The sequence below is a fragment of the Evansella tamaricis genome (genome assembly GCF_019042215.1).
Taxonomy (GTDB): domain Bacteria; phylum Bacillota; class Bacilli; order Bacillales; family Salisediminibacteriaceae; genus Evansella; species Evansella tamaricis.
The window spans coordinates 1-23951 of the sequence record NZ_JAHQCS010000081.1; the positions used below are offsets into that span (position 1 = coordinate 1).

Genomic DNA, 23951 nt, shown 5'->3' on the forward strand with positions numbered 1-23951 from the left:
CTGATATGAACGAAACTGTCAAGGCCCCCCATCTAAATTAGTAGCGAGACTATTTTGGGGTACTTTTAAGAAGAGGAGCTGTTTTTGGCTCCTTTCACTTTATTGTGTGTGCCCATTTATTTTTTCGCTTCTTTAGCTTAGTACTTCAACCTCACACTTAGAATGGTTGTCAAGTGCTCTCCTTGACTGCCATTCTAAGTGTGAGACACTAGAATAAGCTAAAGGGGGGATTATACATCATGCCTCCTTAATATTTATTTGAATAGATGTTAAGAACACGGCACGAAGGCAAAAACTCTACTGCGGTTAGCATCCTGATATTCGTGGGTTTTCACATAATTTCTTTCCGTATAAAGGACTTTTCCACTAACTCGAGACGTGCGTTAACCTAACCACTCAAGGTATAGCACAGAGGAGGCACGTGGATCTTCCTTTCCGGTTTTACTCTTTGCCTTCGAGCCCTATTCTCATCTATCTATTTTAAAATCAATATATATTCGGTTAAACGTTAGTAATATCAAACCCTTGGAATATCATCTAACTCTTGTGTAATTGCCCAAACAAAACCTGCTAACTCCCTAGCTACGGCCGTTATTGCTTTGCCACTTTCTTTTCCTTTGGATAGTAATCGAAAATATTTTTTGTGAAGTCGATTTTGTGCTTTCCAAGAGATTCCTTGAATGGTTGGAGATAATCCATTTAGTCGCTTCTTTAATTCTCCTTTGACAGCAGGTTGATAGCGATAACTCCAGGCAGACTCGATTAATAACCGTCGAACATGGCGATTTCCTGTTTTCGTAATTTCTCCCTGTATCCTTCTCTCACCACTAGAATGTTCACTTGGAATTAATCCCACATAGGACATCAAGTGCCTTGGCGTTGAGAACCGCTTGAAAGAACCAATTTCAGCTACAAGACTTGTCGCTGTTATAAGTGCGACACCTCTTAAACTTTGCAAGGCTTGAATCATTGGGGCATGCACACCTTCGGTAGCTTGTAATTTAATTTCTTCATCATATCTCTTAATCCGTTGTTCTAACTCATGTAATTGATGATAATACTCTTGAAAAACTATTCGTAAAGCTGAACTCTCAAATTTCATAACATTGAGCCATTCACGATACTTTTTGGTCCACTTCTTAACCCCTGCTGGTGGTTTGATATTGTTACGTAATAAAAATTTTGTTAAGCGGTGCTTGGTTCTAAGTTCGTCTTCTTTTGCATCTTCACGAGCTCTAACTAAATCACGTAATGCCTCATCTTCTGGAGTAGGGACATAAATTGGAGTTAATTCTCCTGCTCGATACAACTGAGCAAGTCGGATAGAATCCCTACGATCTGTTTTAATACGTTCACCTGGTCTTTTAGGTATTAATGAAGGAGCTATCACATCACAATGAACTTCTAAAGAGAGCAACTGTCTATACAGTGGGTAGCCCGTTGGGCCAGCTTCATAACACACTCGTAAAGTTTTAACATCGCCAAGCTTTTTTACTAATTTCTTTATTGCTTCTGGTGTATGAGGAATCATTCCGTAGTATCTAGGCACTTCACGACCCTCTTCTGCAATAGCTACTGCAATTTTTTCTTTTGATACGTCTAAACCTACATATTTAATGGTATCCTTCATAATAACTAGCTCCTTCCGTAATGTAGCACTGATTTGGTTTTTGTTTTTTTTCTTAATAAACATTCTTACCAAATTAATCTACGAATTTACGAGTGAGGAGCTAGTTTCGTTCATGATAACTCAATTGCTGTAATCATCTCTGTCCCGTTAGGAATTTATATTTCCCGGAAAAAGAAAGTGGCTGAATTTTATATTGGTGTCACTGCCGTTTTCCAAACCATCCCAAGTCTAGCCTTATTCGGATTTTTAGTACCTATCTTAGGGATTGGGACTGCTACGGCACTTGTGGCATTGATCATCTACGCCCTTTTGCCCATACTCCGCAACACGTATACAGGGATTACAGAGGTGGATGAAAGTATTATCGAGGCCGGCAGAGGGATGGGGATGACTTCTAGGCAGATCCTCTGGAAAATTCAATTGCCGTTATCCCTCCCCTTCCTGATGGCGGGGATAAGAACGGCCACTGTTTTAACCGTCGGTGTCGCAACCTTAGCAACCTTTGTGGGGGCGGGGGGCCTTGGCGATGTCATTTGGAGAGGACTGCAGTCATGGAACAACAGTCTCGTATTAGCAGGGGCAATACCAGTGGCCGGAATGGCACTGTTTTTTGACTATATATTAAGACTAGTAGAAAAGAAAGTAACGCCAAAAGGTGTAAAATCCAGTACATAGAAAGAGGGGAAATGAAAATGAAAAAACGGTTATCAATGATAGTGTTGGCGCTAATCGTATTGGCAGCGTGTAACGGAAATGATGGTGAAGGAGAGGGAGCGTCCTTTGATCCAATTGTTGTTTCGGGGAAAAATTGGACGGAACAGTATATCTTGTCACAACTTCTTGCCATCTATATTGAGGAAACGACAGATTACGAAGTAGATTTGCGTGATGGATTAGGAGAGGTGGCCATTTTAACACCTGCTTTGGATAATGGAGAGATTGATTTATATGTGGAGTATACGGGAACAGGACTAGAAGCCGTTCTTGAGGAAAAAGCGGAAGAAGGGGAGTCAAGTGAGAGTATCCTAAACAGAGTGAGGGAAGGGTATGAAGAAGAATACGATGCCACCTGGCTTGAACCACTCGGTTTTGAAAACAATTATACGCTTGCTTATACAGTAGATGCTGATTTTGAAGCACAGACATACTCGGAGATTGCAGCAATATCATCGAGCTTATCATTTGGGGCACCTCACTCCTTTTATGAGCGTTCCGGCGATGGGTATGATGCCTTTGTGGAAGCCTATGGCTTTGAATTTGTAGCAGCGGAGAGCTTCGATCCAAATGTAATGTATCAGGCATTACTCCAAGGTGCTGTGGATATAATTCCCGCGTTTACGACAGACGGGCGGATTGAAAGAGAAGACTTACGAACAACGGAGGATGATTTAGGATTTTTCCCCCGCTATGATGCGGCCATCGTTATCCGTCGTGAAGTTCTCTCCAACTATCCAGGGCTAGAAGAGGCTTTGAATGGACTTGCAGGTCAGATCACAGAAGAAGAAATGCAGGCAATGAATGCAAAAGTCGACCTAGACGGGGAAGACTATGAACCTGTGGCAAGAGAATATCTCCTTTCAAAAGGATTGATCGGGGAATAACCAAGTTTTCATTTAGGGGCAGCTGTCACAGGCTGCTCTTTTGTGACGAAAAATAAGAACATTCGTCACTCGAAATATGTTAACATATGAAAAAGAACTATGGGAGGTAATTGAATGATTTCTTTTGACAGCTCTTATTATCCATATCCTTCACAAAGGATGGTTACATACGGAAAAAACGGAATGGTTGCCACATCACAGCCACTTGCGGCACAAGCAGGACTGGATATATTAAAAAAAGGTGGTAACGCCATTGATGCGGCCATCGCAACAGCAGCTTGCCTGACGGTAGTGGAACCCACATCCAACGGGATCGGCGGGGATGCCTTTGCCATCGTCTGGACAAAGGGAGAACTTCACGGTTTGAATTCCAGCGGACCGGCCCCGGCATCGATCTCCATAGAAAAATTGAAAGAGCGAGGAATAGATGAAATTCCCAAATTTGGATTTATCCCTGTTACAGTGCCAGGAGCACCAGGAGCATGGGCAGAATTATCTGAACGATTCGGCAAACTACCTTTAACGGAAGTACTTAAACCTGCGATTACTTATGCGAGAGCAGGTTATCCTTTGAGTCCTACGCTCGCTTATTTTTGGGAACGTGGTGTAACTGCGTATTCTAACGTTTTGAAGGGAGAAGAATTCCAAAGCTGGTTTGACACGTTTGCTCCAGGTGGCAAAGCACCGAAAGCAGGAGATATTTGGCGCTCTGAAGGCCATGCCACAACCCTTGAAGCCATTGCAGAAACGAATGCTAAATCTTTTTATTCCGGTGAATTGGCCGAAAAAATCGATGCTTTTTCCAAAAAATACAACGGTTTTCTGACGAAAGAAGACTTAGCCGCCTTTAAACCTGAGTGGGTCAAACCAATAAACGTCCATTATAAAGGGTACGATGTGTGGGAGATACCACCAAACGGACAAGGACTTGTGGCACTGATGGCGTTAAATATGCTGAAGGATGATGAGTTCAAGTCCCGTGACGATGCAGAGACGTTCCATAAACAAATTGAAGCGATGAAATTGGCCTTTGCAGACGGGGAAAAATATATTACAGATGAAACGCATATGGGAACAGCTGTAACCGATTTACTGAGTGATGCCTATGGGAAAGAGCGTCGTTCCCTCATTGGAGATACAGCACTACAACCAACACCAGGAGAACCTCCAAAGGGAGGAACGGTTTACCTAGCAGCAGCAGACGGAGACGGGAATATGATTTCCTATATCCAAAGTAATTATATGGGATTTGGTTCAGGTCTGGTTGTTCCTGGAACAGGAATTTCACTGCAAAACCGGGGGCATAACTTCAGCATGAATCCAGAACACGAGAATTCCTTGCAACCGGGGAAACGGACATATCACACGATCATTCCAGGTTTCTTAACGAAAGGGAGCACACCTATCGGCCCATTCGGTGTGATGGGTGGATTTATGCAGCCACAAGGACATATGCAGGTCGTCATGAACACCATTGATTTTGGTTTGAATCCACAAGCGGCTTTGGATGCCCCAAGATGGCAATGGATGAAAGATAAGCAAGTACTGCTTGAACAATCCGTTCCGAATCATATTGCAAGTGCACTGTCGGCTAAAGGTCATGGGATTCAAGTAACCCATCAATCTGGAAGTTTTGGCAGAGGACAGATTATTTGGCGTGATCCAGTATCAGGCGTGCTGGCAGGGGGGACGGAATCACGCACAGACGGTTCAATTGCCGTTTATTAATAATATCTAAACCTTTTTATATGATAAGCGTAGGTGTTAGTTTAAACACCTGCGTTTTACGTTTTGAAAATTCAATTGGTTTGAAAGGGAGAGCAGGAACGATGAAACAGGCAAAGATCTTTATGGCATTCTTTCGGGTAGGCATGCTTGGTTATGGAGGGGGACCAGCCTCCATACCATTAATACATCAGGAAGTCGTTCAAAAATATGAGTGGATGACGAGTGATGAATTTTCTGATATTCTCGCTATCGGCAATACACTTCCAGGACCTATAGCAACCAAGATGGCAGGATATATCGGTTATCGTATCTCTGGGGTAACTGGAATGATAAATGCAATCATAGCTTCCGTAATTCCAACTGTTATTTTAATGATTATCTTATTAACTTCCTTGGCATCCTTTCGTGATTATCCTTGGGTACAGGGAATGACCCACGGAGTACTTCCTGTGGTGGCAGTCATGATGGGCGTGTTAACATGGAGTTTCATCGAGAGGTCTAAGAAAGATTTTGGCTGGTGGAAAGTAGCTGCTTTAGTAGCCCTATCTGTCGTCCTGATTCAACTCATTGGCCTGCACCCAGCCATAGTAATAGCTGTCCTTATTGCAATGGTTCTCCTTAAGAAGCCTACGAAGGAAGTACAAGGGAAGGGAGATGGGAAATCATGATTTATTGGGAAATTTTCCTTGCCTTTTTTATTCCTGGTATTTTAGGTTATGGGGGAGGACCTGCAACCATCCCTCTGATTGAACATGAGGTGGTTCACCGATTCGGCTGGATGACTGTGGAGGAGTTTGGTGAGGTTTTGGCTCTTGGGAACGCCTTGCCGGGACCAATTGCAACGAAAATGGCAGGGTTTATTGGCTTTGAACAAGGTGGGATTCTTGGTGCATCGGTGGGATTATTTGCCACGATAGCTCCCTCTCTTATTTTAATGATTGGTCTACTGAGCCTGCTGTATCGTTATAAAGATTCACCTAAAGTAAAGTTGCTTTCCAACATTGTCCGCCCAACGATCGCCGTCCTTTTAGGGGTAATGACTTTACGATTCGCGGAAACTTCTTATGTGGAAAGTGGCGCCGTGCAAACGGGATTATTGCTTGTTGTGAGTTATTTTTTATTGGAACGGCGCAAAGTACATCCTGCCTATGTTATATTAGGTGCTCTCCTTTACGGGGCCATCTTTTTGAAGCCGTAACAACATGGAAACCGTCAAGGAATATCTTGACGGTTTTATTTGAGAGGTATAGAAACGAAAGCGCCTTTAGCATCCGTACGTTGAATAAGGTTATACCTTTAATCAAAAAAATCCATATGTGATTTCTCTTGTTTATAGTAATCCAATCTATCTTGTAATGTTCCTGTATGAAATTCAAATTTATGTCCGTCTGGGTCTGTAAAATAAATAGACTTTTTATCTCTTTCATCCCTTGGACGACCTGATAATATGTTTACATTCAAACTTTTTAGTTTATCGTACATTTTATCAATATCTTCTTCTTCAACTGAAAAAGCAATATGTGTGTATGATTGCGTTATTTCATTACGAGGTATATCTTTCTCCACATTAAGAGCAAGCCACATTCCATCTAAATCAAAGTAGGCCGTGCTTCGACCTTTAGCTAACAATGTAGCATCAAATACATTTTTATAAAACTCGATAGAAGTTTCTAAATTGGATACTGAAAACAAAAAATGATTAAGCCCTTTAATCGACATTATTTCACCTCAAAAAAATATTATTTTTTATAACACTATGACAGAAATTCCTTCTTAAAATAAACTGCCGATTAAAAAAATACAACAAAAATGGAGCTTATCCTTCTTGAATCTAAGCTTCCCGTTCCATATCTAATTAGGAAATTTCAAACTTACACCAGTTTCTTCTTTTTCTTATGGAGTTTATCCTTTATACGAACACATTTATTTAAGTGTATAAATATATGTCTTGAAGCAGGCATCAAAAGTAAACCTGCAATGTCTTTTTTGCTCCAATATTCAGCTAACCATTTAGAATTGTCCATTACAGCATTTTCATCAAATAACCGTTTAATTCTTTTTTGATCAACCTTCATTTTAAATTGTCCAGGACTTAGCAAGGAAATTTCCTCTTGTGTTCGCTTACCAACTGCTTCTCTATATTCTAGTAATGAATTAAAATCAATAGTGGAGCTTAACAAAGCAATGTCTGCTTCACTCATATCATTGCCAGAATGGGGAAACGAAATATTCATTTTTTCAAGCCAGTTCGTAGTATGTAAAACTTGTTGCTTATTAAGCATTAATATATTCATCGTCATATCTTCAATACGAGTAATATGCCACAAATGCCATGCAATTGAATTACTTGTATCAGGAATCGACACTGGATATTGTCTAAATGTATTTCCATCTAAGTTGGTCACTAGTTCATCTGCTAAGGTAGCTTCGCTCATATGACTAATTGAGGAAGAGTGAAGAAAAGAATGTAAAGATAAGAATAACTGTACGGCTTCTTTGTGTTTTTCTGGATTCAATAGAACTTCTCTAAATTTCTTATGGGTTTCATTCCATTTACGTTGATCCTTACCCACTCAAAATACCCCCCAGTTAATTTTTCCAAAACAAAACTGCTCTTATGTTTAAAAAAATGGTCTGTTCCTATTAATCTCCCAGTTACTCTAATAAACTTCTATGTATGTCAGCCAAAAAACGCCTCACTTAACGAAACGAAGAACATTAGAATAAAGAAACTAAAAGTCATAATAATATTAGAAATCATTGCTATTTTACTTCTCCCAAGGTATCCGCATAAAATACCTAATGGATTGATGATAAATGTTAGTAGCCAATAACTATAACCGTACTCAAAAATAAAATTAGGTATCCACGTAGCAATTCCAATTAGAATGCAAATAACTGATAGTGTCATCCATAGTTTTTTATTATTATTTTGCAATCCTATAACTCCTCTCCTACAACCTCTCCTGAACTAACGCACTTGTTTGTAATAGTGTACTATTTCACAACATGACTAAAAATACATCATAGCGTCATACCAAGAGATGATGTTTATTACTTCCTCTTTAGTGTTTAATGCTCTATAACTAGATGGATGAGTGTTTAAAAAATTGGATGTTCATCCTTCTCATGACAACTAATTGTCTTTATAATAATTATTCAATTTTGATAGCATCTATCAACTTATTTATGTAACCATCGATTATTTGTTGTTTATCCCAGTTATCTTTAAAAGAGGGAAAAATATATGTTTGATACACAGTTAGATAAAAGGCTGGCGCTGCTAATTTTATTAGCTCGTATTCTTTAATCAATTCTTCTTTTGTATTAAACTCAGACCACTTATTTATGTATTCTTCTAATAAAGTTAATGATGTTTCCTTTGAAAAAAAGTGTTCTACTTCATCTAGAATAGAAACGACACTTAAAAATGGGTGTGAAAGAGAACAGTCGGACCAATCATATATAGTCGGCTTTCTATCTTGGACTATAATATTGCCCCCAAAAAAATCCCCATGCTCTAAAGAAAGTGGTAAATTAGTTGATTTTAAAAGGTTTGACATTTTCATTAAAGTAGGGATGCTGTTCATTAATTTATTATATGATTCATTTATAATAGCATTGTCAATAGCTAATTTATTCAATGAATCTTCAAAATAATTTTGAATTATACTTGATACAGGCCTAATAGGACAATTTAACTCTTCCAGTTTATTCCGTTGTATAATTGAATGTTTTTGAATATCTGCCAATCTCAAAATCGATTGTTTCCAATATTCCAGATTATTTGTTCTTCCAAGTAAAGGACCTTGTAACTCCTTCATAATGTACCACTTTTTTTGGCTCTCTATATTAATTATCTCTGGGACATAGGATGGATGATTTTCAAATAAAAAACTACTTATAGACGGTTCGTGTGAAAATATGTCTGGTACTGCCTTAAAATAATAACTTTCTCTCTCGGTATTAACTTTATATAATGCAGACCTTTCCCAACTCCTTACTTGCTCAATTCTAATAGAATCATTTGGGAATTCATTTTTAAGCCATGTTTCCATTTCTTGTCTCCAACCTAACTTAAACCACGGAATGACGGATTGATTCAAAGTAGATAGCCAGTTTTTGAGTATTTCCTTCTCCCAACTACTAAATTCATTTAATTGCTTACTATTCGTAATATGTAACCATCTAGTGTTAGAAGACAATAATTTATCTCGCCATAATAGTTCTACAACATAAACTCGCTGCTTATCCTTTTCGAGATAACATTTTATTACATTTGTCTTTATATTATACTCTTTTTCAAGATAACGATTAATATGGTCAGTTACTGCAACATGTGAAATGATGGATTCATATGAAGGGAGTGAAATAGAATTTGAATCGATACTAACTAATATTGCATTATCTTTTTCAGAGTAAATTATAAACTTATATAATAATTCACTATTCACTTTTCTTTCCACCCTCTTTACTACTATTTGTATTTAAATGTCCCAGTTTGCAGCTTTACTGTGCTATCGCAAGTAGACCTCGATTCTGAAAATCCAGAGAGTAAAAGTGTTTCAGCGTGTAAAGGAGTAATTAAACCATTAAATCAATATCTAAAAGAAGGTAAAGACGCTTCAATTGAGACAACTATCACGATATATTATTTAATATCCTGATGTGGAGGGGAATCAACTTATATTATAGTAACCATTTTTTCAATCTTGACAAATTTTCTTCTAAAAATAATGCATTTTTCTCAATTCCTCGGCGTTTAGACCATCCAATACTATTGAAGGCATCAGTAAATTGATAAAAAGGTAACACATTCTCTAGGTCAATTAATGGTCTGATACTGTTATAGCCTTCTTTATATGCATTATACAAGTTATCATCATAACTTAAAAAATCACGATACAGTTTGGTGAAATCGACTTCTGTTGAACCAAATCTTACGCTTTCAAAATCTATTACACCTGAAACTTTATCATTATCAACAATTATATTTGCTGGACGAAAATCCATATGTACAAAGCTAGGTCCATCTGGAGGGGGAAGTTTTTGTTTCATCTTTTCAATTTTTTCAATGGCTTTTTTATACAATTGTTCATCTAAAATGTCCCTTACATCTTCGGCAAAACTATAAAATTGCTGTTCAACAAAATTAGACCAGTTCGGAAATTCATTTTTTATACCAGTTAACACTTGCTCTGCAAGAGGACGGATAGAATGCATTTCAGCCTGAAGAACCCCAACTTGGAACGCTATTGTTGGTGTATCCATAGTTGTTAACGGTTTCCCCTTTAATTCAGATAATAAAAAAGCACCTGGACAATCCTCATCACCTGTCCAATAATCCATCATTTTAGGAATAGAGACACTTCCTTTTAAAATTTCATAGGCTTCAAACTCTCGCTGATACTTCAATTTTGTAAAAGGAATTTTCAAAAAAACATTCTCACCATTAGACAAAGTACATCTATAAACTGTCGAACTATGAGAGTCCTCAACCTCATTAATTGATAATACCTTCAATCCAAATTGTTGAATGACACGATTTAACATCAAACTTTCCCCCAATCTATAACCAACCTACATCTTGTTGTTGAAAAAACTTATAGAAATATTCTTTTTTTACTAAATCTATAATAAAACATTAAGATTCAAACATTAAATAGTCATAGTATTTTTCCGTCCAGTAGTCAGCCCACTCTCTCCACTCAACATTTGGATGAATATCTTCAAATGTTTTTCCATCAAGTGAGAATTGTGCATTTCCAGCAGGTGTTTCTTTTAAAGCTGGTGAAGAAGTTCCTCCAATAACTTCTCCATCTGAAATCAAAACATTTGCATATGTTTTCCCTGTGGATTCATAAGAGCCACCTTCAGATTTCCAATTATCTAACGGATGATTTTCTATAAGGAAAGTCTCCTCTACTATTTGACTATCTCTAAATTCTTCAAGCTCCGTTTCTTGTACTTGCCATGTTTTTCGCACATGTACCTTTTGTAAATTGGATTCGTAAGCTGATGATACTTGGTCTGATAATGCATAGGAATATAGATTACCTTTATAATTCAACACATTATATCCTTGTGCTTCTATAAATTCCTTTGAAATGAGGGCTGTTTCCGATAATTTTACTTCATCAAATGTTTCTGTCGCTGTGCAGCCAGCAAGTAAGATAATTATGAAAAAAAGTGTAAAAACAACAACTTTTTTTACCATAAAAGCACATCCTTCCTATTTGATGTAAAAAAGAGTCTCAGTTTTTTGAAGTAACCACCCCTTTAGCGACACAAGGGTAGCGATAGCCTGTGCAGCTATCGCTACCGTTAGTTACAAACGAATAATGTTTGTTTAGTAACTCAAAACTACCTTAATTAATCCAAGTAAATCCTTTTTAATATAAATTTATCACGATAATCATATGAATGATAAAGTACATGATAAGACTGGTTTTCATTAAGTTCATCCCATATTCTTACTATCGAACTTTGAAAATACTTTCCATCAATACTAAAAGACAAAGTATCAGTTGGCGCAATCTTAAATACTTTGTCTTCAGTATTGTCTAAACTTTTTGCTATTATTGTATAGTCATTATCATTGTGTTTTAATTCTGTAAATTGAATTACACCATAAAAGATACTGGATGAAAAGAAAAAATATAGAAAACCGATTGTAAATATGATACTAAGTGAAAAAATTATTTTTTTAAATTTGTTCATTTATTATATGATTCCTCCTTCTTATTTACCCTCTTAATTAAGTTGATACATTCTCTCCGTTAGCTTAATAACAAAATCACTTATCTTTTTTACCAATTTGCCCAAACGTATTTAATATCAAGTGTGTAATAATTAACGATAATAAGTAAGCGATAACAGGTTCGGTTGTACCCCATATGGAGACTAAAGAGATAAATAATAAAGTAGCTACACCAAAAAGAATAATTAAATAAAGAAAAACACTAATGATTGCGCTCATCTATAAACACCTCCACTGGCACGAAACTCCCCTTTAGTTTAACATGAATTTCCAAATAAATATCTAACCAAAGGGGATATTTATATCCTAATAGATGTTTTGGGTTCCTTCGGTTTTCTTGCAGGATTATTTTTAATAAATCCTTCATCATTTGCCCATTTAAAAAGTGACTTAACAAAGTGAATCCGATACCCTAAGCTTGCTGGTTTGAGTCGTTCAGAATCCTTCACTAAGTACGCCTTTAAATCCCTATGTTCTATTTCTTCTAATTTTACTTCTTGAGGAAAGTGCTTGACTAATAGATTATATTGAACGGTATAGGCTTTTAATGTTTGTAGTGAATAACCTTCAAGCATCTTATCCGATTGATAGTTCTCCAAAGCTTCCGATAACAACATCATAGTTTCTCCTTAATAGTTTTATTATTGTTTTTGGCAATCTTCAACAATTACAAACTACTAATAATGAAATGAGTTAAAGAAAGACACTGTATCAAGTGATATAGTGTCTGAAATTATTACTATAATGTTGTTATCTGATTGTCACTAACGCTCCCGTTAGCTTAAGTACATTCTTTCACATAAACATTCTAAAATTGTTCTTTTTACTCGCACTAGAAAATGGTGGTCAAAGGACGAACCTTTTTATTCAACTTTTCCAAAAGCAACTTTTCTGTTGTAATTTATTTGTTTGCTATTATTAGAAACCTTTTGGAATTTGTACGTATTCCTTTATCGGTTCGATTGTTATCGATGAAATCGCTCAGAATAACCAAATCGTTCTCTCCCTGACCAAAATCAGGAATGATTGGTGTATGTTTTAGTAAGAATATCAGGTCCTCTGGTCTTTGATAGTAATCAATAGCGTCATATTCAAAAGATTGAACTTTAGTAAAACCAGCTGCTTTCAGGTCTTTTAAATAACTTTCTTTTAAAGCGCCATCGACTTCCCAAAAATTTTGTCCCCGCTTAAAAGCTGTCTTTAAATTTAATTTGTCAGCTTCACTTACTTGCTGTGTTAAAAAAGTTCCGCCGTTTTTTAATACCTTGGCTATTTCGTTTGGTACAAACGGTGCGTGACAGCTTGAAATGACATCAAAAAAACCAGTGGGGAATTGTAAATTATCAGAAGACATTTGGGAAAACCGAACGTTTGGCACTTCTGATTTTTCAAGACTAGATTGAGCCGTTTCCATCATTCCTCTTGATAAATCAATTCCAACTAGGAAAAGTAAAGAAGAAGCGATTCTTAATAAATTTTCTCCTCCGCCTGTGCCAACGTCCAAGAGAATATCCGAACTTTTGCATCTTTTCGTTACTTCTTCGTAAAAATCCCACTTAACCCCTTCAGTTGTAACATTTAATTTACAAAAATCCCAGCCGTTTATTTTTCCAACCTTATCATAAAATTCTAATTCATTCATTTATATGAACCTACCTTTCAAATGTAAAAAGCCAAGAAACATCACAGTGACTTGGCTACACAATTAGAATGACTAACATACACAGTTCCAAGTTTTAGTTTCCGAAAAAGGGCAGACTCCTCCCTTTATAGCTGGTACGTGTTTTTTCCAGCCCGAAAACTAATTACTTCGAACAATACGTAAAGACATTCCACTCACCCCATTTGAAAGAATACTATTATTATAAAACGTTAAGAAAAAATTGTAAAAATAAAACTATCCTTACCGTTCTAAACTCCCCGTTAGTGACACAACGGTAGCGTGGGCTTGTGTAACTATCGCTTACCCATTAGTTGAAAAAGGACGATTACCATTTATGTGAACAAAATTAGCTAATAGGTTCTTCTGTTTCCCTTATAATCATCCATTTCTCGTTAATTAATCTCCAATTTTCAATGGTAAATAACCTTGCTAATATATTTTCATCTTTTACAATCAATAGTTCATAAAACACTACAGCATTTTCGTTATTCCTTAGTCGAATAACTCTATTTTCAAACCTTTTATTGGAACCTAAAAAATGTCTAACCGATTGTTCCATACCATTTAAAGCCTCTTGTTTGGTAAAAAAAGTTGGTTTTTCATTTCCTCTATTAAAAAAGTCTACATAATAATCTTCTGACATTCTATCTACTGCGGATGTATCACCGGAACTCATTGCGTGGTTCCAGTCACTGATAAATTCATCATGCATCTTGGTAAATTCATATAATCGATTTTGTAATTCAAGCATAATTATAACTTCTCCTTTTAATCTTATTATTTGTTTAATTCTATAAAGGTATTTGGTTTCCTCTTTTATACTAATTTAGTGATAAAATCATTAATAGAACAACAAACAATCACATGTGATTTCTGCTGTGAACAAAAAAGGGGTGGGATAATGAAAAAGGCCTGGATCTCAATCACTATTGCAACCGTCATAAGCGGTTTATTGTTTTATGTCATGAACTTAATGACACCATCTGCAGGTATAGACTCAGGAAACGGAAATCCCGCAATAGTATTAATTCCTATATTATTTCCACTGTTTGTTTATTTAGTTTACTCATGGATAAAGGTACTGAAATTTTTCCATATGACCCTTCGAGTGGGAATCAGCACTCTTTTACTAATAACCTTCCATTGGGTCATTGGTTTATATATTCACCGTGTCATGTTTGACAGGCATCGTGAGACTTTAGCTGATGCCTACGAACAACTATTTGGTTATGTGGATTGGGAGTATATTGACCATATAACTTCGTCCTTGTTATCCATACATACCAATAAACTCTATTTTAATCTCAACACTTTTTTCATGTATTTGACACTTTCCATTTTATTATCGGTAGATTTTGTTCTCGTAAAAAAACATTTAAACTTTGGCTCTGTTAAAGACTAGTGTTGATTTTTGACGACAGAGTTGATTGTAGTGAAAGGGCCGAAACTTTATATAAATAGGCACTGGTATATTTTTGATTTCCACTCAGGATGCTCGTTTTCACCACAGGCACGATTGCCAGAAGTGAATGCCAACGAAAAAGTAATCGTCACGGTTGTTTCGAGGGTTTGCTATTTTTCTCAATATGTATTACGGTTAATGTATATACCTTCGTACAAAGGATGATTTAATGGATGCATTAAAACTGGGATTTGCGATATTATTTATAGTATTGATTATTGCATTATCTTTCTCTGTCGTGAGATTAATAGTCTCCCATTTTTTTGATGAGTTTTATCAGAACCTTTACTATAAGTCTAATCGTCTTTTTAAAAAAATTTTTCATAAAAATGTTGGTTAACTCTAAAATGTAGATTGATTCCTCTAAGGGTAAACACCTTGTCTCAATCAGCTCTCCATCGATCACATAATGAGAGAGCCTAAATCTGCACGAAAAGGCCCCCACTACATAGTAGCGGGGGTCATTTTAGCTTATCTTACCATGCCCCAATTTTCTCAAGAACCTAGCTTGTTCATTATATGCACCAAGGTGGGGAGGAAGTTCGCACATTTTTCTCTACTTTATTTTTCTCGCGTGAACCACATATCTGGCATCATTAAATTCATAAGTACAGGTGGAAAGTGTCAATATTTGATCATGTTCCGTTAATTCCACGTCTGTAGAAAAAGCTGATTTTCCCATTAATTCATGGAGAAAATCCATATAATCCCGGTTGGAACGAAAGGATGTGACAATATAATAAAAATCGGTAGTTGTCACATAAGCAGAGAAAATCTCCCATTCCGTTTCATCATAGAGGCTGTGAAAGGTTATGGTGAGATTATCATGGAAGAAATCTTCCTCTTTATAATAGGCCAATTGCTGAAACATGGTTCCATCCCTCATGTTATGACCGTATATAATCGTGTGACGGTCAGATGTGTCCCCATCATTCCTATAATCCATAAAAATACTCCCTGCTCTGGATGGCTCTTTGTCAAAATCGTGCTCAAGATAAAAGTGGTTATTGTCGGTCTTCACCACCGGATAGTCGATGTCTGTGTTCGGTACTGAAATCCAGCCAACAGTATCTGTATTCCGCTCAATCAAAGGAAGGAACTTTTCATTTATGATTGGATCTTCTTCTGTTGGAGCTGTTATACCGTAGTGATTCATCAATGCCACTCCGGTTTTTCCCCGTGATATGCCTTTTACAAGGGGCAGATCATTAACCCTATTGGACGTAACAAACTCTTCCTGAACGGAACTGTAAAGCTGTTTTGTTTGAAAACGATCGTAAAAAAATTCCAAGATGTTGTATAAGGAAAATAGAAGTATAAAGATACTAAGGTACATGACAACTCTTGTTTTATTCATACAAACACCCTATTTTTCAGATTACCAAATGTGAATGAAAGAAAATAGGCTAGGACGAGTGTTATACAAAGAGACTTGAACGAGATGATATGGATACAACTCATATGCTGCAGATTGTTTTGTTCAGATTCTCAATTAAACACTTTCGTGGTGTCCTAGCCCATTCAAAAAACTATAATGTGACAATTAACTACTCCGTCAGTTCCCCTTACGCTTTTACTAACTTTCGTCTAGTAACGTATACTCCGGCTCCTGCAACGAACAAGAGAATACCATATAAGGCGACAGAATTACTTCCAGTTTTCGGATTCTCCGGCTTTTCTTCGTCGTCTACAGGAAGTAACACTGCATCAATCACGTGGATGACACCGTTTGAGGCTTCGATGTCCGCATCGATGATGTTGGAATCATTAACTTTAACTGCCTCTGAGGACACGGTAAAGATGACTTTTTGCCCGTTTAATGTTTCCACTTCCATGCCATCTTCTAAATCCGTGGACATCACTTTTCCAGCAACCACATGGTATAGAAGGATATTTGCCAGGTCTTCACTTTCTAAAAGATCTTCTGCTTTAATGTCCAATTCGTTTAACAATGCTGCGAACGCCTCATCTGTTGGAGCAAACACGGTGAATGGACCGTCACCTTTGAGGGCATCCACTAAGTCTGCTCTTGTACAGCTGCAACTAATGTTTCGAAGATTCCAGCTGAAATGGCAGTTTCCACAATGTCTTTGCTGTCTTCAGAAACAGTATCGTCTTCCTCCGTTCCTTCCGATCCATCACCTAAATCTGGAACTAGCACCGCATCAATGATATGAATGACCCCGTTGGAGGCCTCTACATCAGGAGTAACAACGTTCGCTTCAGTTACTTTCACATCGGAATTAATGGAAATTGTTACGCTTTGCCCGTTCAATGTAGTCGCTTCCATGCCATCCTCTAAATCAGAGGACATCACTTTTCCTTCTACTACATGGTACAAGAGAATATCTGCTAAGTTTTCACTTCCTAATAGATCTGCAGCTTCTATGTTCAAGTCTTGTAGAAGAGCAGCGAACGCCTCATCTGTTGGTGCGAACACAGTAAATGGACCGTCACCTTTGAGGGCATTCACTAAACCGGCAGCCTCCACTGCAGCCACCAAAATATCAAAATCTCCGGCAGCAATAGCAGTATCCACAATATCATCCTCTGCATCAGCAAAAACCCCAATAGTCATCGACGACAATAAAACAAGAGACAAGAACACGATCAAAAGCTTTTTCTTCATCATTTGAACCTTCCTCCTCTTTCTTTGAAAATTTAGAATTTTATATTGCGCAATGATTGTATAACTATAATACAAGTTTTGTAAAGTAAAATGATTCGGTATAACGAATTATTTTTTAAAATAAAAAACTGTCCTTGTTTGGACAGTTTAATGTAAAGGGAATGATGGAGCCTTATGGAGTTAAAATAATATTACCGTTTACCCGTTTCCTTTCGATGGCTTCGTGAGCTCTAGCCGCCTCTTCAAATAGAAACGTTTCTCCAACATATGCCGTAATTTTCTTTTCTTTTAACAAAACACTTATTTCCCCACATGCATTTAGAAGCTCCTGTTTTGGAGTAGTAAAAACAAGGACACCTAATAAGGCGGCATTTTTTTGATTTAACAATCGCCATGGTAAAGTAGGGGAATTGTTGACTGGAGATCCGATCGTCACAATCCTCCCGCCAATTTTGATCATGTTTAAGTCATTCTCCATGTTTTCACTGAGGGACATATCTAATATGACATCGACACCGTCATCATTAGTAAATTCTTTTACTTTTTCCACAATATTTTCCTCTTTATAAAAGATGACGTGATCTGCCCCTGCTCTTAGAGATATTTCACCTTTTTCCGAATTTCCAGCCGTTGTAATGACTTTAGCCCCAGCCGTCTTAGCTAATTGAATCGCTGCATTACCAACAGCACCGGCACCTCCGTATATAAGAACGGTTTCTCCCTCATTCAAGTTCGCCCGATAATATAACGAAAGATGGGCTGTGACATAGGGCATGGCAATGGCTGCTCCTTCCACGTCAGATTTGTGAGACGGGAGAGGAAAAACTTGATCTTCCTTTGCCAAAACATATTCAGCTGCAGTACCACCAATGTTGGTTCCCCAAACTCGATCTCCAACATTTACTTGGGTGACATCTTCTCCAATTTCAGCAATTTCTCCTCCAAGATCAAAATGGGGAATATGAGGGAAGGAAGGGACTTGACGTATTCCTTTTCGGAAATAAGTATCCACCGGATTAACAGCACTTCCACCAACTTTTATCAATACTTCGTTTTTACCCGGGGCAGGTTTTTCCACATCGGCTACAATAAGAACATCAGGACCACCGTACTCTTTATAAACAACCGCTTTCATTTTTCGTTTCCCCTTTCTAAAAAAAAATATAAGATATGGTTCTTTTCGTAAACTTTGTTGAAATGAAAGGCGGCGACTGCCGAGGAAAGCGTCCGCCTGAAGTGTATCCAAGCTATAACAACAATCTATGCGAAAAGAGCCTCATATATATTAATTTTAAAGGGTTTTAGAAAAGAAAGCACGAATATTCTTTTTATTCAGATCCATACATTTTGGAAGGAACATGAAGGAACATGTTGTGTACATGAAAAACCCAAAGGACATATTAAAGACCTTTGAGTTTTAGAAAAATATTATTTACTCGTAATGAACCCTCGTACCACTTGTATAATCAGCTTCACGATGAGTGAGCCCGCCACGATTCATAATTTCTTTCACGATCTCATTATGAATGGTAACACCTTCCGCATTTAAATAAGGGACTACCTGCTGCAGATTGCGATGGAAATAGGCTAATTCCTTTTCGGTCCATTTGTTCTTTGGAACCATCTCCAGTTCTGTCATGTCACGACCAACATACATGTTAATCTCCTCCATGAACTTCTGCCTTGTTTGTGTAGATGATTCGTCTCTATTTTTCCTAGAGATGGCGTCCGATATTCGATATAATAGGAGGGATTATTGGAAAAATAAGTGATTGAGAAATTTATGAGATGTGAGGAGTCTTTACTATGGTTAACTCAGAACAGAAAGTGGCATTAGTGACGGGCAGCAGTCGCGGGATTGGGAAAACAATTGCCATTAAATTAGCAAAAAAAGGATATCGTATTGTCATTAATTACTCTCGGTCCCGACAGAAAGCGGAAGAAACAGCAGAAGAAATACGACAACTAGGTGTAGATGTTATTACCGTGAAAGCCAATATTGCGAAAAAAGAAAAAGTAGAAGAATTATTTCAAACGATTGATGAGCATTTCGGGAGAATTGATATTCTCATTAATAATGCGGCATCAGGTGTTTTACGCCCTGTTTTAGAATTGGAAGAAAGCCATTGGGATTGGACGATGAATATTAATAATAAAGCCATGCTGTTTTGTTCGCAGATGGCGGCAGAAAGAATGAAGAAACAAGGAAGTGGTGGATCCATCGTCAGTTTAAGTTCCTTAGGCTCTCAGCGCTACTTAAAAAACTACACGACAGTTGGAGTTTCAAAGGCTGCAGTGGAAGCATTAACACGATATTTGGCGATCGAATTAGCTCCTTTTAAGATTCGTGTCAATGCCGTTTCAGGTGGAGCGGTGGATACGGATGCACTTACCCATTTTCCAAACCGGGACGAGTTATTAGAGGATGCTAAAAATCGAACTCCAGCAGGGAGAATTGTGGAACCGGATGATTTGGCAAACACTGTCCTATTTTTGGCGTCACCGGAAGCAAAGATGATATGCGGACAGACCATCATCGTCGATGGGGGCATCTCCTTATTAACATAAGAGGTCTGATCATTTTGATAAAGGGAATAACAGGCCGCAGATCAGACCAAACTAATGAGTTACTTTTAGGGATATAGTGAATTTACAGGTTTGCTAAAAATCGAAAAAAATACGAACCAAATTTTAATAAAAAATTTGAATTTTTTATAAGGATAAAAAAATCCCCCAGGGATATTCTAATCTCTGTGGAGGTGATAAGCCATGGCTAGACAACAACAAAACGCGTCTAAAACGAACGCTCAAGAAGTTCGCCGTCAAAATCAACAGTCTGCTCAAGGACAAGGACAAAGCCAAAACTTTGAATTTGCGAGCGAAACTGATGCTCAAGAAGTGCGTCAGCAAAACCAACAGTCTGCTCAGCGTAAGCAACAAGCGTCATCAAAAGGGCAACAACAGTAATACTTGTTAACGATGTCCTTACCCCTTTTCCGATTCGGAAGAAGGGGTATTTTTAATGAAGCCCGTTGTGATTATGATTTTATTAGGGACTATTTTCCACGTAATAGTACAATCGTTTTAAATTTTTCAGAATCAATAGTATAATAAAAAAGAATAGTACAGAAATATATTTCTTATATGCTCGGTGTCAGTAAAGGGTTTAAAAAGGTATATCTAGATTTAAAGGAGTGAATGAATGGAGGGAGGGATTACGTGTTTTTCCGAAAAAACCGTAAGAAAGATACTACCTTGAAGAAGAATCCTGAAGTGTTGAAGATGATCTCTGCTTCCAAAGAAGATGTTAGAAGGGCAGTAAATGCGTATGCATCTTCCATGCGAAAAGGGATTTCCCTTCGAAGTATTATAAAGGACAACCATGAGATTGATGTTGACATGCTGTACTCCTATTTAGGGGGGAAGCCTGACAAATCGTTTTATATGTCTAAGGAGACATTCGAAATCTTCGAAGATCGTGATTATCCTAAGTATATTGATAAATGTCAAATCGCATGCGATCAATACTACCTGGACAAGAATGAAGAACCAGTAACTCCTGGGGATCCTTTAAGGCGCTTAAATTATTTGAAGTTAAAAGATTATTTAGCGGAAAAACCACCATTTGAATTATACTTACATCCATATGATCAAATGGTGACACATCGTCCTCCAAAAGATAAACAATAGAAAGGAGTAAGTCAGTGATTTTTCCCAAAACAGGCAGTAATATTCTAGTACAAAGCTATAAACATAATGGGCTCCTTCATCGAGTTTGGGAAGAAACGATCATACTTAAAGGAACGTCACATGAAGTGATTGGCGGTAATGACAGAATACTGGTTCAGGAATCTGACGGCAGGCAATGGCGCACCCGTGAACCGGCAATATGCTACTTTACTGCTCACCATTGGTTTAATGCAATTGGTATGATTCGAAACGACGGGATATATTATTATTGTAACTTAGGTACTCCGTTTACTTATGATGAAGAGGCGTTAAAATATATTGATTATGACTTAGATATTAAAGTTTTTCCAGATATGACGTATAAGCTCTTAGACGAGGATGAGTTTGCCTTACATAAAAATCAAATGAACTATCCTAAAGAAGTGGAATACATCCTTCGGCGAAGTGTCGATGAACTGGTGTCATGGATTAGTCAGCGAAAGGGACCATTTGAACCTGGTTTTATTGAATACTGGTATGAACGATTTTTACAGTATCGCTAAGGGAGGACACCATAAGCAAATGAGGCCGATTGTTGATTGCCGTACGTGGGCGAACAAATGTAACAAAAATAACAACAATAAGGAAAATAAAATAGACAATAGGAGAGAACGGTTTTTGTTGGAAACCGTCTTTTTCTTTTTCCTGGGGATAATAAAAGTGGTGTCGTTTAGAGATTAGATGGGGTGTTTGTTGTGGACAGTATCAAGAGATATATGACTTTTGTAAAGCCTTATTGGAGACAGATCATTATTACAGTAATCATAGGGATGCTGAAATTTGGGATTCCGTTGATTATCCCATTGATTTTAAAGTATGTCATTGACGATATTATCGGTGCAGAGGGAATGACGACTGGGGAACAAATGACTTCTTTATACTGGTTGATGGGGATCGTCCTGTTCATCTTCGTTTTTTTTCGTCCACCAATAGAATATTATCGGCAATACTTCGCGCAGTGGACTGGAAATAAAATTTTATATGATATTAGGGAGCAATTATTTGATCATTTACAAAAACTAAGTTTGAAGTTTTATTCCAATAAAAAATCAGGGGAAGTTATTTCAAGAGTTATTCATGATGTGGAACAAACAAAGAATTTTATTATAACTGGGATGATGAATATATGGCTTGATTTGTTTACGATTGTCATTGCCATTGCCATCATGCTGACGATGGATGTGTCGCTCACTGTCGTGGCCGTGTTATTATTGCCGTTTTACGGCTTGGCCATAAAATATTTTTACAGTCGCCTGCGGGATTTAACGAGAAAGAGGTCACAAGCGTTGGCGGAAGTTCAAGGTCATTTGCATGAACGGCTACAAGGCATGAATGTGATTCGAAGCTTTGCTTTAGAAGATTATGAACAAGGTGAGTTTGATAAACAAAACAAGAACTTCCTGAATAAAGCGGTGGACCATACGAGATGGAATGCCAAGACGTTTGCGGTGGTGAATACATTAACGGATATTGCTCCTATACTAGTGATTGGCGCAGCAGCTGTGATGGTCATTCAATTTAACTTGACAGTTGGTACGTTGGTTGCCTTTGTGGCATACATGGATCGTCTGTATAATCCCCTTCGCCGCTTGGTAAATTCATCGACGACACTTACTCAGTCGATTGCATCAATGGACAGGGTTTTTGAACTTATGGATGAAGAATATGACATTGTTGACAAAGAGGATGCAGTTCCTTATTCCTTTCCACAGGGGGAAGTGATCTTCCACAAGGTCAGCTTTAGTTATGATGGGGAGCAGAATGTATTGGACGATATCAGTTTTATTGCTGAGCGGGGGGAGACAATCGCCATTGTGGGAATGAGTGGTGGTGGAAAGAGCACGATTATGAGTTTAATTCCCAGATTTTATGATGTTACTGATGGAAAAATCCTGGTTGATGGGAAGGATATCCGGGATTATCAAATGAGAAGTTTGCGTGATCGAATTGGCATGGTGTTACAGGACAATATTATTTTCAGTGATTCTGTAAGGTTTAATATTCTCATGGGAAACCCTGGAGCAACAGAGGAAGAAGTGGTGGAAGCGGCGAAGGCTGCCAATGCCCATGATTTCATAATGGAACTTCCAGACGGATACGATACGAATATTGGAGAAAGAGGCGTGAAACTTTCAGGCGGGCAAAAACAACGTGTTGCTATTGCACGGGTGTTTTTAAAAAGTCCGGAAATATTGATTTTTGATGAAGCGACGAGTTCGTTAGATCTGGAAAGTGAACATTTGATCCAACAATCCCTATTTCGGTTGGCAGAAAACCGCACCACGTTCATCGTTGCCCATCGTTTGTCCACAATTACTCACGCAGATAAAATTATTGTGATTGAAGACGGACAGTTGCGGGAGATAGGTAGTCATGAGGAGTTAATGCGACGCCAAGGGGCTTATTATGATTTGTTCCAAGTGCAACAACTGACGTGACGAGCCATATGGAGAAAATGGAGATGTCATCGTGAAGAGTGGAGTGCGAGCGAAGATGCAGTGTGAAGACTGCAAGGGAAATAGAGTGGAGGGTTCGGGTAAGGAACCGGGTTCTAGTAATGGTTCGGGTAAGGACTCGGACAAATGGGAGAGGAGCGGAAGGTGAATTGTCCGAACGGAGTGCTAGTTCGGACAAATGGAAGAGGAGCTGCCGCTGAATTGTCCGAACGGAAGGTTAGTTCGGACAAATGAAAGAGGAACGGCCGGTGAATTGTCCGAACGGAAGGTTAGTTCGGACAAATGAAAGAGGA

27 protein-coding genes and 1 pseudogene are annotated in these 23951 nt (G+C 37.8%); 11 read left to right on the plus strand and 17 right to left on the minus strand.

Going from position 1 to position 23951, the window contains the following annotated elements:
- Window positions 1-517: 517 nt before the first annotated feature.
- Window positions 518-1630 carry an IS110 family RNA-guided transposase gene (locus tag KS419_RS08155; protein ID WP_217065727.1) on the minus strand — a complete coding sequence of 371 codons (1113 nt, stop codon included), beginning with the start codon at window positions 1628-1630 and terminating at the stop codon, window positions 518-520.
- A 123-nt stretch (window positions 1631-1753) separates the two neighbouring features.
- Here KS419_RS08155 and KS419_RS08160 point away from each other — a divergent pair.
- The 5 genes and pseudogenes from KS419_RS08160 to KS419_RS08180 form a co-directional block, all read left to right on the plus strand.
- Window positions 1754-2305: pseudogene (locus KS419_RS08160) on the plus strand (ABC transporter permease); the annotation flags it as partial.
- A gap of 17 nt (window positions 2306-2322) precedes the next feature.
- Complete coding sequence (locus tag KS419_RS08165) at window positions 2323-3231, plus strand: glycine betaine ABC transporter substrate-binding protein (protein WP_217065729.1); 909 nt, start codon at window positions 2323-2325, stop codon at window positions 3229-3231.
- A 114-nt stretch (window positions 3232-3345) separates the two neighbouring features.
- Window positions 3346-4959 (plus strand): gamma-glutamyltransferase family protein, encoded by a 1614-nt coding sequence (locus KS419_RS08170; protein ID WP_217065731.1) that lies wholly within the window; start codon window positions 3346-3348, stop codon window positions 4957-4959.
- 101 nt (window positions 4960-5060) lie between these two features.
- Window positions 5061-5627 (plus strand): chromate transporter, encoded by a 567-nt coding sequence (locus tag KS419_RS08175; protein ID WP_217065732.1) that lies wholly within the window; start codon window positions 5061-5063, stop codon window positions 5625-5627.
- On the plus strand, window positions 5624-6157 hold the full coding sequence (locus KS419_RS08180) for a chromate transporter (RefSeq protein WP_217065733.1): 534 nt from the start codon (window positions 5624-5626) through the stop codon (window positions 6155-6157). Before KS419_RS08175 ends, KS419_RS08180 begins: the two co-directional genes overlap by 4 nt.
- Before the next feature lie 98 nt (window positions 6158-6255).
- Here KS419_RS08180 and fosM read toward each other — a convergent pair whose 3' ends face one another.
- From fosM to KS419_RS08235, 11 genes are all read right to left on the minus strand, one after another.
- Window positions 6256-6678, minus strand: a complete 423-nt coding sequence (fosM, locus tag KS419_RS08185; protein WP_217065734.1) for a FosM family fosfomycin resistance protein — start codon at window positions 6676-6678, stop codon at window positions 6256-6258.
- A 152-nt stretch (window positions 6679-6830) separates the two neighbouring features.
- Complete coding sequence (locus tag KS419_RS08190; RefSeq protein ID WP_217065735.1) at window positions 6831-7532, minus strand: DinB family protein; 702 nt, start codon at window positions 7530-7532, stop codon at window positions 6831-6833.
- Window positions 7533-7639: 107 nt separating this feature from the next.
- The gene (locus tag KS419_RS08195; RefSeq protein ID WP_217065736.1) at window positions 7640-7897 is read right to left on the minus strand and encodes a hypothetical protein; all 258 of its coding nucleotides are present in this window, start codon (window positions 7895-7897) and stop codon (window positions 7640-7642) included.
- A gap of 217 nt (window positions 7898-8114) precedes the next feature.
- Window positions 8115-9413, minus strand: coding sequence for a phosphotransferase (locus KS419_RS25475; RefSeq protein WP_217065737.1), 1299 nt, complete (start codon window positions 9411-9413; stop codon window positions 8115-8117).
- Window positions 9414-9648: 235 nt separating this feature from the next.
- Window positions 9649-10512, minus strand: a complete 864-nt coding sequence (locus KS419_RS08205) for a phosphotransferase family protein (protein ID WP_217065738.1) — start codon at window positions 10510-10512, stop codon at window positions 9649-9651.
- A gap of 91 nt (window positions 10513-10603) precedes the next feature.
- A complete protein-coding gene (locus KS419_RS08210; RefSeq protein WP_217065739.1) occupies window positions 10604-11176 on the minus strand; it encodes a DUF4830 domain-containing protein in 573 nt (190 codons plus the stop codon).
- A gap of 155 nt (window positions 11177-11331) precedes the next feature.
- On the minus strand, window positions 11332-11679 hold the full coding sequence (locus tag KS419_RS08215; protein ID WP_217065741.1) for a hypothetical protein: 348 nt from the start codon (window positions 11677-11679) through the stop codon (window positions 11332-11334).
- 76 nt (window positions 11680-11755) lie between these two features.
- The gene (locus KS419_RS08220; protein ID WP_217065743.1) at window positions 11756-11938 is read right to left on the minus strand and encodes a hypothetical protein; all 183 of its coding nucleotides are present in this window, start codon (window positions 11936-11938) and stop codon (window positions 11756-11758) included.
- An 80-nt stretch (window positions 11939-12018) separates the two neighbouring features.
- A complete protein-coding gene (locus KS419_RS08225) occupies window positions 12019-12336 on the minus strand; it encodes a site-specific integrase (RefSeq protein ID WP_217065744.1) in 318 nt (105 codons plus the stop codon).
- A 284-nt stretch (window positions 12337-12620) separates the two neighbouring features.
- Entirely contained in the window at window positions 12621-13361 is a 741-nt protein-coding gene (locus KS419_RS08230; RefSeq protein WP_217065745.1) for a class I SAM-dependent methyltransferase, read from the minus strand.
- A gap of 367 nt (window positions 13362-13728) precedes the next feature.
- Window positions 13729-14133 carry a hypothetical protein gene (locus KS419_RS08235; protein ID WP_246593729.1) on the minus strand — a complete coding sequence of 135 codons (405 nt, stop codon included), beginning with the start codon at window positions 14131-14133 and terminating at the stop codon, window positions 13729-13731.
- A 150-nt stretch (window positions 14134-14283) separates the two neighbouring features.
- Here KS419_RS08235 and KS419_RS08240 point away from each other — a divergent pair, with 150 nt between their 5' ends.
- Window positions 14284-14784 carry a hypothetical protein gene (locus KS419_RS08240; RefSeq protein WP_217065746.1) on the plus strand — a complete coding sequence of 167 codons (501 nt, stop codon included), beginning with the start codon at window positions 14284-14286 and terminating at the stop codon, window positions 14782-14784.
- 616 nt (window positions 14785-15400) lie between these two features.
- Here the strand turns inward: KS419_RS08240 and srtB are convergent.
- The 5 genes from srtB to KS419_RS08265 form a co-directional block, all read right to left on the minus strand.
- Window positions 15401-16201 (minus strand): class B sortase, encoded by an 801-nt coding sequence (srtB, locus tag KS419_RS08245; RefSeq protein ID WP_217065747.1) that lies wholly within the window; start codon window positions 16199-16201, stop codon window positions 15401-15403.
- Between the two features lie 208 nt (window positions 16202-16409).
- Window positions 16410-16862, minus strand: a complete 453-nt coding sequence (locus KS419_RS24865; RefSeq protein ID WP_343215041.1) for a fasciclin domain-containing protein — start codon at window positions 16860-16862, stop codon at window positions 16410-16412.
- On the minus strand, window positions 16862-17476 hold the full coding sequence (locus KS419_RS08255) for a fasciclin domain-containing protein (RefSeq protein ID WP_246593730.1): 615 nt from the start codon (window positions 17474-17476) through the stop codon (window positions 16862-16864). Before KS419_RS08255 ends, KS419_RS24865 begins: the two co-directional genes overlap by 1 nt.
- Before the next feature lie 169 nt (window positions 17477-17645).
- A complete protein-coding gene (locus tag KS419_RS08260) occupies window positions 17646-18608 on the minus strand; it encodes an NADPH:quinone reductase (RefSeq protein WP_217065748.1) in 963 nt (320 codons plus the stop codon).
- 297 nt (window positions 18609-18905) lie between these two features.
- A complete protein-coding gene (locus tag KS419_RS08265) occupies window positions 18906-19130 on the minus strand; it encodes a cytosolic protein (RefSeq protein WP_217065749.1) in 225 nt (74 codons plus the stop codon).
- Between the two features lie 149 nt (window positions 19131-19279).
- On the opposite strand from KS419_RS08265, the gene fabL reads away from it, so the two are divergent.
- From fabL to KS419_RS08290, 5 genes are all read left to right on the plus strand, one after another.
- Window positions 19280-20041 carry an enoyl-[acyl-carrier-protein] reductase FabL gene (fabL, locus tag KS419_RS08270; RefSeq protein WP_217065750.1) on the plus strand — a complete coding sequence of 254 codons (762 nt, stop codon included), beginning with the start codon at window positions 19280-19282 and terminating at the stop codon, window positions 20039-20041.
- A 201-nt stretch (window positions 20042-20242) separates the two neighbouring features.
- On the plus strand, window positions 20243-20440 hold the full coding sequence (locus KS419_RS08275; RefSeq protein WP_217065751.1) for a gamma-type small acid-soluble spore protein: 198 nt from the start codon (window positions 20243-20245) through the stop codon (window positions 20438-20440).
- Between the two features lie 252 nt (window positions 20441-20692).
- Entirely contained in the window at window positions 20693-21163 is a 471-nt protein-coding gene (locus tag KS419_RS08280; RefSeq protein ID WP_217065752.1) for a DUF3939 domain-containing protein, read from the plus strand.
- Between the two features lie 14 nt (window positions 21164-21177).
- Window positions 21178-21705, plus strand: coding sequence for a nucleoside tri-diphosphate phosphatase (ntdP, locus tag KS419_RS08285; RefSeq protein WP_217065754.1), 528 nt, complete (start codon window positions 21178-21180; stop codon window positions 21703-21705).
- 192 nt (window positions 21706-21897) lie between these two features.
- A complete protein-coding gene (locus tag KS419_RS08290; protein WP_343215042.1) occupies window positions 21898-23640 on the plus strand; it encodes an ABC transporter ATP-binding protein in 1743 nt (580 codons plus the stop codon).
- Window positions 23641-23951: the final 311 nt, after the last annotated feature.

Bases quoted from the DNA above. Each gene is read 5' to 3' on its own strand.
- KS419_RS08155 (WP_217065727.1), bottom strand. From the start codon at position 1,630: ATGAAGGATACCATTAAATATGTAGGTTTAGACGTATCAAAAGAAAAA.
- KS419_RS08165 (WP_217065729.1), top strand. From the start codon at position 2,323: ATGAAAAAACGGTTATCAATGATAGTGTTGGCGCTAATCGTATTGGCA.
- KS419_RS08170 (WP_217065731.1), top strand. From the start codon at position 3,346: ATGATTTCTTTTGACAGCTCTTATTATCCATATCCTTCACAAAGGATG.
- KS419_RS08175 (WP_217065732.1), top strand. From the start codon at position 5,061: ATGAAACAGGCAAAGATCTTTATGGCATTCTTTCGGGTAGGCATGCTT.
- KS419_RS08180 (WP_217065733.1), top strand. From the start codon at position 5,624: ATGATTTATTGGGAAATTTTCCTTGCCTTTTTTATTCCTGGTATTTTA.
- fosM (WP_217065734.1), bottom strand. From the start codon at position 6,678: ATGTCGATTAAAGGGCTTAATCATTTTTTGTTTTCAGTATCCAATTTA.
- KS419_RS08205 (WP_217065738.1), bottom strand. From the start codon at position 10,512: ATGTTAAATCGTGTCATTCAACAATTTGGATTGAAGGTATTATCAATT.
- KS419_RS08210 (WP_217065739.1), bottom strand. From the start codon at position 11,176: ATGGTAAAAAAAGTTGTTGTTTTTACACTTTTTTTCATAATTATCTTA.
- KS419_RS08215 (WP_217065741.1), bottom strand. From the start codon at position 11,679: ATGAACAAATTTAAAAAAATAATTTTTTCACTTAGTATCATATTTACA.
- KS419_RS08220 (WP_217065743.1), bottom strand. From the start codon at position 11,938: ATGAGCGCAATCATTAGTGTTTTTCTTTATTTAATTATTCTTTTTGGT.
- KS419_RS08225 (WP_217065744.1), bottom strand. From the start codon at position 12,336: ATGTTGTTATCGGAAGCTTTGGAGAACTATCAATCGGATAAGATGCTT.
- KS419_RS08230 (WP_217065745.1), bottom strand. From the start codon at position 13,361: ATGAATGAATTAGAATTTTATGATAAGGTTGGAAAAATAAACGGCTGG.
- KS419_RS08235 (WP_246593729.1), bottom strand. From the start codon at position 14,133: ATGCTTGAATTACAAAATCGATTATATGAATTTACCAAGATGCATGAT.
- KS419_RS08240 (WP_217065746.1), top strand. From the start codon at position 14,284: ATGAAAAAGGCCTGGATCTCAATCACTATTGCAACCGTCATAAGCGGT.
- srtB (WP_217065747.1), bottom strand. From the start codon at position 16,201: ATGAATAAAACAAGAGTTGTCATGTACCTTAGTATCTTTATACTTCTA.
- KS419_RS08255 (WP_246593730.1), bottom strand. From the start codon at position 17,476: ATGATGAAGAAAAAGCTTTTGATCGTGTTCTTGTCTCTTGTTTTATTG.
- KS419_RS08260 (WP_217065748.1), bottom strand. From the start codon at position 18,608: ATGAAAGCGGTTGTTTATAAAGAGTACGGTGGTCCTGATGTTCTTATT.
- KS419_RS08265 (WP_217065749.1), bottom strand. From the start codon at position 19,130: ATGTATGTTGGTCGTGACATGACAGAACTGGAGATGGTTCCAAAGAAC.
- fabL (WP_217065750.1), top strand. From the start codon at position 19,280: ATGGTTAACTCAGAACAGAAAGTGGCATTAGTGACGGGCAGCAGTCGC.
- KS419_RS08275 (WP_217065751.1), top strand. From the start codon at position 20,243: ATGGCTAGACAACAACAAAACGCGTCTAAAACGAACGCTCAAGAAGTT.